General features: G+C 43.6%; 17 protein-coding genes and 1 other annotated feature (1 of these 18 only partly in view). Of the genes, 5 read left to right on the top strand and 12 right to left on the bottom strand.

The genetic code is table 11. The features are described 5' to 3' along the window. Positions 1-222: 222 nt before the first annotated feature. From AS888_RS21275 to AS888_RS21280, 3 genes are all read left to right on the top strand, one after another. Positions 223-822: a YhcN/YlaJ family sporulation lipoprotein gene (locus AS888_RS21275; protein ID WP_081092554.1), complete on the top strand. Its 600-nt coding sequence runs from the start codon at positions 223-225 to the stop codon at positions 820-822. Positions 823-983: 161 nt separating this feature from the next. Further along, entirely contained in the window at positions 984-1,184 is a 201-nt protein-coding gene (locus tag AS888_RS25320) for a YlaI family protein (protein WP_081092555.1), read from the top strand. Further along, complete coding sequence (locus AS888_RS21280) at positions 1,120-1,599, top strand: hypothetical protein (RefSeq protein WP_061144090.1); 480 nt, start codon at positions 1,120-1,122, stop codon at positions 1,597-1,599. The genes AS888_RS25320 and AS888_RS21280 overlap by 65 nt, the downstream gene beginning before the upstream one ends. 37 nt (positions 1,600-1,636) lie before the next feature. Here AS888_RS21280 and AS888_RS21285 read toward each other — a convergent pair whose 3' ends face one another. From AS888_RS21285 to typA, 3 genes are read right to left on the bottom strand one after another with little or no spacing between them, the layout of a single operon-like run. Beyond that, on the bottom strand, positions 1,637-1,921 hold the full coding sequence (locus AS888_RS21285; RefSeq protein ID WP_061144091.1) for a hypothetical protein: 285 nt from the start codon (positions 1,919-1,921) through the stop codon (positions 1,637-1,639). 4 nt (positions 1,922-1,925) lie between these two features. Continuing rightward, positions 1,926-2,234 carry a YlaH-like family protein gene (locus AS888_RS21290; protein WP_061144092.1) on the bottom strand — a complete coding sequence of 103 codons (309 nt, stop codon included), beginning with the start codon at positions 2,232-2,234 and terminating at the stop codon, positions 1,926-1,928. A gap of 22 nt (positions 2,235-2,256) precedes the next feature. Further along, positions 2,257-4,104, bottom strand: a complete 1,848-nt coding sequence (typA, locus tag AS888_RS21295) for a translational GTPase TypA (RefSeq protein ID WP_061144093.1) — start codon at positions 4,102-4,104, stop codon at positions 2,257-2,259. 123 nt (positions 4,105-4,227) lie between these two features. On the opposite strand from typA, the gene AS888_RS21300 reads away from it, so the two are divergent. After that, entirely contained in the window at positions 4,228-4,410 is a 183-nt protein-coding gene (locus tag AS888_RS21300; RefSeq protein ID WP_061144094.1) for a YlaF family protein, read from the top strand. A gap of 64 nt (positions 4,411-4,474) precedes the next feature. Here the strand turns inward: AS888_RS21300 and AS888_RS21305 are convergent, their stop codons facing one another. Next, positions 4,475-5,278: an inositol monophosphatase family protein gene (locus AS888_RS21305; protein ID WP_061144095.1), complete on the bottom strand. Its 804-nt coding sequence runs from the start codon at positions 5,276-5,278 to the stop codon at positions 4,475-4,477. A gap of 292 nt (positions 5,279-5,570) precedes the next feature. Next, on the bottom strand, positions 5,571-5,768 hold the full coding sequence (locus AS888_RS21310) for a hypothetical protein (RefSeq protein ID WP_061144096.1): 198 nt from the start codon (positions 5,766-5,768) through the stop codon (positions 5,571-5,573). Positions 5,769-5,966: 198 nt separating this feature from the next. On the opposite strand from AS888_RS21310, the gene AS888_RS21315 reads away from it, so the two are divergent. Further along, positions 5,967-6,587, top strand: coding sequence for a YktB family protein (locus AS888_RS21315; protein WP_061144097.1), 621 nt, complete (start codon positions 5,967-5,969; stop codon positions 6,585-6,587). A gap of 321 nt (positions 6,588-6,908) precedes the next feature. Here AS888_RS21315 and trpA read toward each other — a convergent pair whose 3' ends face one another. The 7 genes from trpA to trpE are packed head-to-tail and all read right to left on the bottom strand — an operon-like array spanning position 6,909 to position 13,339. After that, entirely contained in the window at positions 6,909-7,694 is a 786-nt protein-coding gene (gene trpA, locus AS888_RS21320) for a tryptophan synthase subunit alpha (RefSeq protein ID WP_397252321.1), read from the bottom strand. Then, the gene (gene trpB / locus AS888_RS21325; protein WP_061144099.1) at positions 7,681-8,886 is read right to left on the bottom strand and encodes a tryptophan synthase subunit beta; all 1,206 of its coding nucleotides are present in this window, start codon (positions 8,884-8,886) and stop codon (positions 7,681-7,683) included. The genes trpA and trpB overlap by 14 nt, the downstream gene beginning before the upstream one ends. Positions 8,887-8,890: 4 nt before the next feature. Next, positions 8,891-9,505 (bottom strand): phosphoribosylanthranilate isomerase, encoded by a 615-nt coding sequence (locus AS888_RS26005; RefSeq protein ID WP_061144100.1) that lies wholly within the window; start codon positions 9,503-9,505, stop codon positions 8,891-8,893. Positions 9,506-9,515: 10 nt separating this feature from the next. Then, entirely contained in the window at positions 9,516-10,292 is a 777-nt protein-coding gene (trpC, locus tag AS888_RS26010) for an indole-3-glycerol phosphate synthase TrpC (protein ID WP_061144101.1), read from the bottom strand. Beyond that, positions 10,292-11,314, bottom strand: a complete 1,023-nt coding sequence (trpD, locus tag AS888_RS21340) for an anthranilate phosphoribosyltransferase (RefSeq protein WP_061144102.1) — start codon at positions 11,312-11,314, stop codon at positions 10,292-10,294. Before trpD ends, trpC begins: the two co-directional genes overlap by 1 nt. Before the next feature lie 28 nt (positions 11,315-11,342). Continuing rightward, complete coding sequence (locus AS888_RS21345; protein ID WP_061144103.1) at positions 11,343-11,948, bottom strand: anthranilate synthase component II; 606 nt, start codon at positions 11,946-11,948, stop codon at positions 11,343-11,345. After that, on the bottom strand, positions 11,945-13,339 hold the full coding sequence (trpE, locus tag AS888_RS21350; RefSeq protein ID WP_081092557.1) for an anthranilate synthase component I: 1,395 nt from the start codon (positions 13,337-13,339) through the stop codon (positions 11,945-11,947). The genes AS888_RS21345 and trpE overlap by 4 nt, the downstream gene beginning before the upstream one ends. Before the next feature lie 130 nt (positions 13,340-13,469). Beyond that, positions 13,470-13,570 (bottom strand) — a binding site (T-box leader); it runs 132 nt beyond the window's last position.

Raw genomic sequence — 13,570 nt, forward strand, 5'->3', positions numbered from 1 at the left:
TACACTCAGCAGTTATGTAGCGGACGAGACTGTTGATAAAATATATGTTCCTTTGCATAAAGATAGAAGAACATTTACAGACTATAAAGAAAACTTCCTGTAAAGATATCATCACATAACGCGGAACATATCATTGTCTGCTGAAATTTATGCCTATATGCATTAGAAATAGCCGGTGTGGACAGGCTGTAACTAACGAAATACTTTAAGGGGGGCCATATCTTGCAAAAAATCATTTTATCGCTTTCTGCCATGCTCTTGATGGCGGGGTGTTCAATGGATAATAAAAATCAAGCGTCGGAAGATCCTGCAAAAAACCATATAACGAAAGTCAATAACTCGACCATCCAGGAAGCGGACAGAGATACCGGGCAGCAAACGGCAAAAAGGCTCACTGGTTTGGCTAAGTCCATTCCTGAAGTGAATGATGCCACTGCAGTGGTTCTCGGCAAATATGCGATAGTAGGGATAGATATTGATCAGGACATTGAGCGTTCACAGGTAGGGTCGATTAAATATTCGGTCGGTGAAACGTTAAAGCATGATCCTGACGGTGCAAGTGCCATCATCGTCGCCGATCCGGATTTAAACGAACGGATCCGGGAAGTAGCAAAGGATATTAAAAACGGTAAACCAGTAAGAGGGATCTTGAATGAACTGGCTGACATCACAAGCAGAGTAATCCCTGAGGTTCCGGGTGATATTTTGACACCCATACCATCAAAAACGATTGACAGGGAAAAGAATAAGCTGAATGATAATCAGGAAAGAAAAGAGCTGGATAAAGAGCAAAATGATCAATCCAATCACCATATGGAATGAGTTTACTAACCCGAAGCAATTCTTCGGGTTTTTGTTTTATGGCTGGCCTTGCGCCAAAAAACGTTTCACGTTCAAGATACGCTTGCACTTTATCCTCGTTTTACCATTAAAATATTGGTATACTTAAAAGCATATTCGAATTGAAGTGAGGTTCAAATGATATGAAGGTTAAATGTGTAATATGCGATCAAATCGAATCAATCCCTGACGATAGTCCAGAAGCAAAGAAACTCCGTAATCGGCCTATACATACCTATATGTGCAATACATGCAATCAACGCATAGAAAAGCGTACGAATGAACGGATTGCAACGGGGAACTTCAGGCTTTACCGTACAATCAAAACGGAAGATGAATGGTAATCGCAGGTATAGAACCGTTGTGATCGGTCTCCTTAATGGGATTGTCCTTGGATTGGTTATGAAGTGGGTTGAAATGCTTTCTGGAATAAAAGTGTATACGCTTTTACTGAATGTGGATTTCCTTCCTGTCATCGGCACCGTTCCCTGGGGTGAGGAGTCATTGTTCTTATTCCATCTGCTATTCTCGTTAGCGATTACTTATGGTTATGTCCAAATCGTCGTTCCGTTAAAACTCTTCAGGGGCTGGAATACATACCTGCTTGCATTCCTGACGATCATCCCTGCGGTCATTCTGTACTTTCCATTAGCGGCATGGTCCTTGACAGGCGCTGTCCTGCCTTCTGATATGACCGCCTTCAGTTTGTGGGCATTCCTGCACCTGTTTTACGCACTTTCCCTCCCAAAAGCCATATAAAAAGAACCGTACGAAATTCGCACGGTTCTTTTTATCATTACTCGATATTTTTATACTTTTCTGGTTCGAGCTGAATTTGATCTAACATGATATCAATCAATTCGATTGGGAAACGCTGCTTTTTCGTTTCTTCATCCATTGTATACTCGACGAAGTAAAAAGGCTCTGATCGTGAAACCGAATCAATGTTCACTCGATGATCGTCTTTCAACAACTGCATGAAAAACATTTCGGTTTCGCGCGCAGCAGTATCATCAGGTCTTGCATCACAGACAACTTTTATTGTCAACCAATTGTATAAAGCATCCTGTAATGATTTCATCAGGTTATGCCCGTTCTTCTTTTTTGGAATTATGAAGACGGATTCTATAAATCCCAAGAACAAGAGATGCGATGACCAAGGCTTCCCCCATAGGAAGAAACACCGCAAAGAAAGAAAGAAGGGTACATCCAAGTGCCATTACTGCATAAATGACCACATTTTTTAGCAAAGGTAACTTTTTGGCAAAACCTAACTGATAGACAAGGATGCACAATCCTAAGACCGTTAAATACAAATACCACATTCCTGCTTCAGGATTCTCATCCACTCTGTACAATGCTGCAAAAAATGATAATCGCTCTTGGATATCCAATCTATTCTCCTCCTCTTGCTATTTATTTTTCTTCAACAGCAACTTTTTTCCTTTTAGCCGCTCTTTCACGCTCGTTTTTATCAAGGATCTTTTTACGAAGGCGGATGGATTCCGGAGTTACCTCACAGTACTCATCATCGTTCAAGTATTCCAAAGCTTCCTCAAGAGACAGGATTCTCGGTTTTTTCATGGAAGAAGTTTGGTCTTTATTCGCTGAACGCATATTCGTCATTTGTTTCGCTTTAACGATATTTACAGTCAAATCGCTATCACGGTTATGTTCCCCGACGATCATGCCTTCATAAATATCCGTACCCGGCTCAACGAAAATAACACCGCGGTCTTCTACTTGCATCGTACCATATTGTGTAGTTTTTCCTGATTCCATGGAAACAAGTACACCTTGACGTCTTCCGCCGACTTGGCCTTGTGCCATTGGCTGGTAGCTGTCAAACGAGTGGTTCATGATGCCATATCCGCGAGTGATCGTTAAGAACTCGGTTGAATAACCGATCAATCCGCGAGCTGGAATCGTGAACAGTAAACGGACTTGACCGCTTCCGCTATTGATCATATCCAACAATTCACCTTTACGTGCTCCCATGGATTCCATGATAGAACCTGTGTGTTCTTCAGGTACATCAATCTGAACGCGTTCAACCGGTTCACAACGGACACCATCAATCAAGCGAACGATAACTTCCGGTTTAGAAACTTGCAGCTCGTATCCTTCACGTCTCATGTTTTCAATCAAGATGGAAAGGTGAAGCTCTCCACGGCCTGAAACAACCCAAACATCCGGAGAATCGGTGTTTTCGACTCTTAAGCTGACGTCCGTTTGCAATTGGCTTTTCAAGCGCTCTTCGATTTTACGCGCTGTAACGAATTTCCCTTCGCGTCCTGCGAATGGGCTGTTATTGACAAGGAATGTCATTTGTAATGTTGGCTCGTCAATACGTAGGATTGGAAGCGCGTCAGGATGTTCGACCGGACAAACCGTTTCCCCTACGTTAATATCTTCCATACCAGAAACGGCAATCAAGTCACCGGCAACAGCTTCTTGGATCTCAACTTTCTTCAAGCCGATATAACCAAAGATTTTCGTTACACGGAATTGTTTAACCTTCCCATCAAGCTTCATTAATGAAACTTGCTGTCCTACATGCATTTTACCGCGGAATACACGGCCAACACCGATACGGCCTACATAATCATTATAGTCAAGTAAAGCCACTTGGAATTGAAGCGGTTCCTCTGAGTTATCGATTGGTGCAGGGATCGTTTCAACGATCGTTTCGAATAGTGGTGTCATGTCTTTTTCTTGTTTGGCAGGATCGGAATCCAAGCTTGCTGTACCAGCAATACCTGAAGTGAAGACAACCGGGAATTCCAACTGTTCTTCTTCGGCTCCCAATTCAATGAATAAGTCGATTACTTCATCAACCACTTCATCTGGACGTGCAGAATCTTTATCGATTTTGTTCACGACAACGATTGGCGTGATTTTTTGCTCCAAAGCTTTTTTCAAAACAAAACGAGTTTGCGGCATGCAACCTTCATAGGCGTCAACGACAAGCAAAACGCCATCGACCATTTTCATGATCCGTTCCACTTCACCGCCGAAGTCGGCATGACCCGGTGTATCCAAAATGTTAATCCGTGTATCTTGGTATTGTACTGCTGTATTTTTCGCAAGAATCGTAATTCCGCGTTCTTTTTCAATCGCATTAGAGTCCATCGCACGCTCTTCCACATGTTCGTTTTCACGGAAAGTACCAGATTGCTTAAGCAACTGATCCACTAACGTTGTTTTACCATGGTCAACGTGGGCAATGATGGCTATATTACGAATATTTTCTCTTAATTTCAAAAAATTCACTCCTAAAAAAGTTTGTGTATAACGTATCACTAGTATTAACTTACATATTATATCACAAACATACTAGAAACAAATACAGAAATTATGTACAATAGACATATTAGGGGTGATAGTATGAATATTAAATGGAATTTCTTAATATTAGCGATATTGGCAACATCCAGTATTGGCTCCATCGGCATCTTCATTGCTGAAAAAAGCTTGATTGGGATATTGGCTGCAATCGTTGTCCTTTGCGGTTTAATGGGGTTTGGATTCACTCAGAAGAAAAAATTACGCGAAGCAGGAAAGTTATAATATAAAAAACTCGCTGAAACAGCGAGTTTTTTTTGTTAATTATTACAATAAGGCCAATCCGACATCAAAGACCGGAGTTACCTGATAAGTATTTATCGAATACTTCTTTGTGCAGTCCCGGCTTGGAAACGAAAAGGGAATCACCTTCTATATAATTCAACTTGCCGCCCTTGATATTGCTTACTTCTCCGCCCACTTCCTCTATAAGTAACACTCCTCCGGCAAAATCCCATGGCATGAGCCTCATCGTTATATAGGCATCAATCCTTCCAGCAGCCACGAAGGCAAGCTCCAATGCTGCCGAACCATACGAACGGGTTCCTCGTGCATCCCGGACGAGCGGCGCTAAAAGACGCGGGTCTATCCTGCGGTTTTCCGTCACCCAGCTTGCATTAATGGAAACTATGGACCTATTTACCGTTGCCGGCTCGAGCGAAGGAAGGCGTTGATCATCCATGTATGCTCCCTGTCCCTTGATCACATGATATAATTCATCACTAACGACGTCATAGACCATGCCGATTTTTCCGATGCCATCCACATAAACCCCAAGAGAAATGGCAAAATCCCTCTGTTGATGAATGAAGTTCAATGTCCCGTCAATCGGGTCAATAATCCACACTGTCCCCTTTAAATCCTTTATATCATTGCCCATTCCCTCTTCCCCAAAAATCCGGTGATCAGGGAAGACCTCACCAATCTTGTCGCAAAAAAACTTTTCGATCCCCTTATCCATATTTGTAACCAAATCATTAGGGTTCGTTTTCATTTCAATATCCAATTTGGTATTAAAGGAAGCCCTTAGCCTCGCTCCCGCTTCCTTCATCCATAATTTTGCATATGTATCCATTTCCTTTACCGATGCCATTATAATATCCCCGTCCTTTATGATCAGAAACTACATTAGAATGATCCTCCTATAAAGATTAAAGCAAATATAGTTTGTCTTCAAGTTTTTAACATCTTACATTTTTGATAATCCTAACGAAAGCAGGGAAACGTCGGGCGCCCCCATTTTTTAGTTTGGACTTCGAATGAAAAACGGACACATTATTTTTTAAATAAAATAAGTGTCCGTTCATCTATAATGAAATTCCTTGTATTGAAATTGATTCATTTCCTTCAGTCATTCTCCTTCATGATCCTTGCGGACAAGCTTCTTACAATGCTTTTAACTTCAACAATTCCAACCGGATCCGTTCAAGCCTTTGCTTGCATTGTGACCGCATTTGATCATTCTCTTCACCAATCGCTTCAAAAAGGGTTGCTAATTCATAGTCCATTTCCATTCTTAACACTGCAGCTCTATGTCTTTCAACTTCTTTAGCCTTTAATGCTTGGTTCATGACTTGTTTCATAATTAACATTCTCCCTTCAATTAACCTAATTTTCTGAATTTATTTATAGTTTATCATATGTCTTCCTACAACAAATAGCAACTAATTTGTGTTTTAACCTAGAAGGAATTTTGCGGTGACGCCCCATAATCGTATTAATTAATTTTCACTTTTAATTATGCTACAATATGTGCAAATGACACAGTAGGAGAGATGATAATGAATAGAGCAAGATTCACGGCAGATGATTTTAACGTTTTCACGATTGATGGATTGGAACAACGCATGGATGCTTTAAAAGATCGAATCCAACCAAAACTACAAGCTCTTGGCGAGCATTTTTCCCAACAGCTTTCCGTGATGACGGGGGATGAAATGTACCCTCATGTGGCAAAGCATGCTAGACGGACTGTGAATCCTCCTAAAGATACATGGGTAGCTTTCGCTGCAAACAGCAGAGGATATAAAATGATGCCGCATTTTCAAATTGGGCTGTGGGAAACCCATATGTTCATTTGGTACGCCGTCATTTATGAAGCCCCGAATAAAATGGAAATCGGAAAGAAACTGGAGCAACAGGCGGACCGTTTGATCAAAAGCATTCCATCTCATTATGTTTGGTCGATGGATCATACAAAACCTGATGTCATTCCTCATGAAGGTTTAGACATAGAAGATTTGAACTCTATGTTCCACCGGCTGCAAACTGTAAAGAAAGCTGAAATCCTATGCGGCATAAGAATTTCACGTGATGATGCCATTAAAATGAATGAAGATGATTTCATGAAGACCATTCAAGATGCGTTTGAACATCTTTTACCCTTATATAAATTAAATTAAACACGATGAATCATCATTCGACATGGGATTATGGAACACTCGCCAATCTTGCTGCAAATGAAAAGGAGAGCGGTCGCTTGCTTCACCAGTCTGTATGCGAACCCGATGAAAAATGAGTTGAACTGCCCCGTAACTGTTAGGTACCAAACTAACAATTAAGGGGGTATTTTTTTTATGCCCGCTTTGGAAAAGCAACAGTCTAAGCATTCATCTCCCTAGCCCAAACACACGGTCCTTGTTTGGCCTTACATAGCGGGCCGTAGGGTTATTCTCGAAAATCCAAAAGGGTTCCAAAATTTTTAATTCCGGAACCCTTTTTCTTTATTTTCGAACTAAATCTTTGCTCGCTTGTATCAGTTCATTAATTTGATCTTGCTTACCTGATTCGAAGCATTCTATGATCTTGCTGCCGACAATGACCCCATCGCAGGACTTGATCGTATCCCGGACATGTTCTGGGGTCGAAATGCCAAAACCAGCAAGAACAGGAACGGGACTAAGCTCCTTCACCTTCTTGAGGTAGTCCCCCAGTTCACCTGCAAAAGTGTCACGGGTACCAGTGATGCCTTTGACTGTAACTGCATAAATAAAGCCCTCTGCCCCTGCTGTAATCTCTGTGATGCGCTCTTTCGAGGAGGTGAGTGTCACGAGCCTGATAAGCACGATTCCTGCCATTTTGATAGAGGAAAACACCGCTTCTTCTTCAATTGGCACATCCGGAATGATACATCCGGAAATTCCCGCACTAAGGCAATCTTCGGTAAATTCTTTAAGACCATAGGCCATGAGCGAATTGGAATAGCCCATTAAGATGATGGGGATCTTCACCTCATTTTTGATTTCCTTCACTTTTTTCAGTACATCCCTTAAAGTGGTGCCATTCTCCAAGGAACGGATGCCAGCCTGCTGGATGACCGGTCCATCCGCAACAGGGTCAGAGAATGGTATACCTAGCTCCACGGCTGTCGCTCCGCTATTTTCAAGGAAAAGAAGCTGGCTCTTCAAACGTTCTAGACCGCCATCGCCTGCCATTATATAAGGAATGAACGCTTTTTCCTGCTTAATCCTACATTCTTCAAGCGCCTTTGTTAATTTATTCATGTTCACTGCCCCCTATTAACGATTGAACCGTTTCTACATCCTTATCGCCACGGCCAGATAAGCAAATCACCAATCCTGTACCTTTACCCATTTCCTTGGCAAGTTTCAAACCATAGGAAATGGCATGTGAACTTTCCAAAGCAGGAATTATCCCTTCTTCCCTTGATAGCAGCATCAGCGCTTCCAAGGCTTCATCATCTGTAACAGAGGTATATTCCACTCGCTTGGTATCTTTTAGGAAACTATGTTCCGGACCCACTCCCGGATAATCCAGCCCTGCTGAAATCGAATGCGCCTCCTGGATCTGCCCGTCTTCGTTCTGTAAAACATACATGAATGCACCGTGCAGCACACCTGGCTTCCCTTTCGTCAGGCTGGAAGCATGTAAATGTGTATCAAGTCCATGACCTGCCGCTTCCACTCCATATAATTCGACCGTTTCATCTTCAATGAACGGATAAAACATTCCCATCGCATTGCTGCCCCCGCCTATGCATGCGACTACGGCATCTGGCAGGGTGTGGTTTTCCTCCAAATATTGGCGCTTCGTTTCCTTGCCTATCACACTTTGAAAATCGCGAACAATTACCGGAAAAGGGTGCGGACCAAGAACGGACCCCATTATGTAATGGGTGTCGTCCACATTAGCTACCCAATAACGCAGGGCTTCATTAACTGCATCCTTCAGTGTCCCGCTTCCTTGTGATACGGATACGACCTTGGCGCCTAATAGCTCCATCCGAAACACATTCAGTTTCTGCCTCCTGATATCTTCTTCTCCCATGAAGATGATGCACTCCAGCTTCAGCAAAGCGCAAACTGTCGCAGTCGCCACTCCATGCTGCCCTGCACCCGTCTCGGCAATCACTTTTTTCTTGCCCATTTTCTGAGTCAGTAACGCCTGGCCGATCGTATTATTGATTTTGTGTGCTCCGGTATGGTTCAAGTCCTCACGCTTCAGATAAATATCGGCACCGCCAGCCAGTTTCGTAAGATTCTCCGCATAATAGAGAGGAGTTTCGCGACCGATATACTGCTTCAAGTAATAGCTCAGCTGCTTTTGGAATTCGGGATCTTTTTTGGATCGATCATATACTTCCTCAAGTTCCGTTATCGCGGCCATTAACGTTTCCGGAACGAACCTGCCCCCGTAAGCTCCAAAATGCCCAGTTCGATCAGGCTGTGTATAAGTAGTCATCTATTCATTCCCCTTTTCCGGCTGTATATTTCGCCTCATTAATAAATGCTTTCATTTTCAGCGAATCTTTTAATCCATTTGTTTCAACTCCGCTTGCCACATCCACGGCGATTGGTGAAACGGCACTAATTGCGTTCCCCACATTTTCAGGAGTCAGACCGCCTGCAAGGATCAGTTTCCTGCGAGGTAACATCGCTTCGCCGATCATATCCCAATCCAAAGTCAGACCCTTGCCAGAAGATCCCTTAGGAAGATCCACCAATAAAAATTCAGCTGGGTACTCCTGAAGCTTTTCAAGATCTGTTTCTGAGCGGATGGCAAAAGCCTTGATTACCGGGAGCGGCATCCTGCGAGCGAAGCTGGCCGACTCATCGCCATGCAGCTGAATAAAATCCAACCCTGCCACTTCAGCAATCCTTATTACTTCTTGCTCGGTCTGGTTGGCAAACACTCCGACTTTTTTAACATGACCCGGCAGCTTCAATCCGAATTCACCGACCAATTCAGGAGCTACTTTCCTGCTGCTTTCTGCAAAAATGAACCCAATTAAATCCGCTCCGTATTTTACGGCTTCTTGGGCAGCAGCCAATGTCTTTATCCCACATATTTTTACTAACATAGCAATCTCCTTATAGGCTCATTTGCAGTTCTGCCATGGTATTGGGAAGATTCGCTGAGGTCATCAGTGTTTCGCCGACCAGAATCCCCACCGCACCAGCCTTCTTCACTCGCAATACGTCTTCTTTTGTCTTGATTCCACTTTCGCTGATGATGAGGTGGCGCTTTGGATCAAGCCGTTTCGCCAATCGCTCCGTGACAGCCAAATCCACTTTGAATGTTTTCAAGTTCCGATTGTTGATCCCGATAAGTTCTGCATTCATTTCAAGAGCTCGTTCCAATTCAGCTTCATCATGAATTTCGGTTAACACATCCAGCCCTTTATTTTTTGCATATTGATATAACTCATGAAGCCGATCTTGGGAAAGTGCTGCCACAATTAATAGAATGATGGTCGCACCAGCCCGATAGGCACGATCGATCTGAATCTCATCGATGATGAAATCTTTGCACAGCCTTGGAATTTTTATGGCTTCGCTCACCGACCTTAAATCCGCGATCGACCCTTTGAAGAATGCTTCATCCGTTAATACGGATATCGCTGCCGCACCGCCACTTTCATAGGACAGCGCCTGCTCGATCGGATTTACATCCATCTTAATATTCCCTTTCGAAGGGGAGGCCCGTTTGATTTCGGCAATGACAGCGATGGTCTTCGCAGTTTTCAACGTTTGCACGAGAGACGGCCTGACCACGTCGATCATGACTGATTCATCTAAACCTGTTTCCTTTAATTTTGCGACTTCGACTTTTTTCTGTTCGATGATTTCCGTTAAGATATTTTCCATTACAAGACCACCTTATTTCTATTGCCGTAAGCAATCAAATTTTCCAATTTCGAAAGAGCGGAGCCACTATCCAGGCTTTCCTTGGCCAAGGAAATTCCTTTCTTGATCGTTGCTGCCGTGCCATGTGCGTATAAACCCAGGCCGGCATTCAATAAAACGGTATCACGGTAGGCCCCTTTTTCCCCTTTCAACAAGCGCAGCATGATATCGGCATTCTGTTTGGCATCGCCGCCCCTGATCTTTTCGTTATCGTATACGGGCAGATCCACCTCCTCGGGATGAAGGGTAAACGGAATGATATCCCCTCGCTCCAACAGCACGAGCGAATTCTCTCCCTGAAGACTTGCTTCATCCATGAATCCGGCGCCATTTATGACAATAGCGCGTGTTCTGCCTAATTTATGGAGCACATCTGCAAATAGCTCGAGCATATCGCGACGATTGATCCCCAATAATTGGGTTTCAAGTTGGACTGGATTGGTCAAGGGCCCGATTAGATTGAAGATTGTCGGGATTTTCAATTCTTTTCGCACTTTCATGATCCGTGCAATATTAGGGTGGACGGATGGAGCGAACAGAAACGCTATCCCGTTTTCCTCCAACACCTCCTTCAGCATCTCAGGCTCCAAGGACAAATTAACTCCCAGCTCTTCCAGTACATCCGCACTGCCCGTTCTGCTTGAAATGCTGCGGTTGCCATGTTTGGCAACCTTGACTCCTGCTCCAGCAATTACGAAGGCCGATGCCGTACTTATATTGAAGCTTTTAGACCCATCCCCCCCAGTACCGCAATTATCCATTACATTAGCCGAGCTTGTTTGGACGCTCCTTGCTTCCTTTCTCATGACTTTAACAAGGCTTGCTATTTCTCCTGCCGTTTCCCCTTTCGCTTTCAGGGCAATGATGAAAGCTGCCATTTCGCTTTCGGTGATATCTTTAGAAAATAACGCTTGGGCTGCTCTGCTCATCTCATCTTCCGTCAATGTCTGACGCTCTGCTAACTTTGCTAAATATTCCTTCACCGCTAACTCCCCCAGTCGTTTTTTGAATTTATAAAATGGATTGTTTCTTTTCCAACTGAAAATTCCCGGCAATCTCGTAAAATTCATGCAATAATTCCTTGCCGATTTTCGTCCCGATGGACTCAGGATGGAACTGCAGACCGTATAATGGGAACTCATCATGCTGCAATGCCATGACCTCCCCATCATCCAGTGCTGCTGCCGTAACGTTCAATTCTTTTGGCAGGCTTCCTCTCTCCACCACTAGGGAGTGGTAACGCATGACCGGAAAATGCACATCCTGATTGGCAAATACCCCTGATCCATCATGCTCGATAACCGATGTTTTCCCGTGCATGATATGTTGTGCCCCAACCACATTCGCACCAAAAGCTGCACCAATCGCCTGGTGCCCGAGACAAATACCCAAAAGCGGAACCTTCTTATAAAAATGAAGGATGATTTCGATGCTGATACCTGCATCTTCCGGCCGTCCAGGGCCAGGGGAAATAACGATTGCCATTGGGTTCAGTTCCTCGATTTCGGCTATGGTTATTTCGTCATTCCTTTTTACGATGATGTCTTTCTCCACTTCCCCTAAATATTGATAAAGGTTATAGGTGAACGAGTCGTAGTTATCAATTAGTAAAATCATTTTCCATGTACCTCCATTAGCGCGCGTGCCTTATTTTGTGTTTCTTCATATTCCGTTTTTGGATCTGAATCATAGACGATTCCTGCACCTGCCTGTACATAGGCCTTACCGCCTTTAATGATCATCGTTCTAATCGCCAAAGCCATATCCAGATCCCCTCCGAAGCCCATGTAACCTATGGAGCCGGAATACACCCCGCGTTTACAATTCTCCAGTTCATTGATCAGCTCCATTGCCCGAATCTTAGGGGCGCCTGAAACAGTCCCGGCAGGAAGGCAGACAGACAATGCATCCAAACTCGTAAATCCTTCTCTAAGCTTTCCGCTGACCTTCGAAGCAATATGCATCACGTGCTGATATCTTTGAATTTCCATTTCCTCGGTAAGGTGGATCGATCCTATTTCACATACCCGCCCAAGATCATTCCTTCCCAAATCAACAAGCATCCTATGTTCGGCAAGTTCCTTTTCATCCATCAGCAGGCTTCTTTCAAAGCCTTTATCTTCTTCATCCGTTTTTCCTCTTGGACGTGTGCCGGCAATCGGGTTAACATGGACGACTCCAGATGAAACACTGATCAAGCTTTCCGGAGAAGATCCTATGATGGTATAATCACCAAATTCTATATAAAACATATATGGGGAGGGGTTGGCTAAACGCAGACGGCGGTATGCATCGAAAGGCTTTCCATCGAAGTCCGCTTTAAACCTTTGCGATAGAACCACTTGAAACACCTCACCTGCCACAATCGCCTCTTTCACTTCGCGTACCATCTGCTCGAATTCTTCCTGGGTGAAATTCGAGTCGAATTCCAAATATTCCGACGATATTTCCTTTGATGGTAGGTTTGCCTGGTTGATTGTATCCTTCATCCGCAACAGACTTTTTTCACTTTCTTCCTCCGCAGTCAACAGGTGTATCTTCTGAAGCACATGATCGAATATATATAATTCCTTATAAAAAAGAAAATGGGCATCCGGCATTTGCAGAGAATCGGGAGGCACAGGACCTATATTTTCAAATAGGCGAATGACATCATACCCCATATATCCGATCGCTCCCCCATTAAATGGCGGAATGTTAACCGGGGCGTCCCCTATCTCCACCAACAATTCCCTTTTCAGAAACTCGATGATGTTGATGTTCTTGACGCTTTGACCACCCGTCTCAAAATCGTTCACATGAACGCGGCCAGCAAGTGACGTTACCTCCAAATATGGATTCGAGCCTAAGTACGAGTAACGTCCATCATCATGATGGGAATTCGAACTCTCCAATAAAAACCTTTGTTTCCCTGCTAATTTCTGAAATATGGCAATGGGTGTATGAATATCGCCTTCAATGGTTTCCATTTTGAAGCGAAGCATCTTCTTTTCATTCAAATCTTTCATCAAAAATCCCCTCCAAATTCTTATTCGATCATGTGAATTCGATTGCCGTGACCTTTTCGGTATAGGGCGCTTCTGCCTCAACCGAATTAAAATCCACAAAAAAATCCCCTGCAAACACAAAAATGTGTCTGCAGAGGACGGGATACCGCGGTGCCACCTCAAGTTGGAAAAACAAATCATTTTTCCCTCTCAAGCAGGAAATATTTCCTGCCAAACCCTTTAACGGCGGAA

This window comes from Peribacillus simplex, assembly GCF_001542915.1.
Classification (GTDB): Bacteria; Bacillota; Bacilli; order Bacillales; family DSM-1321; genus Peribacillus; species Peribacillus simplex_B.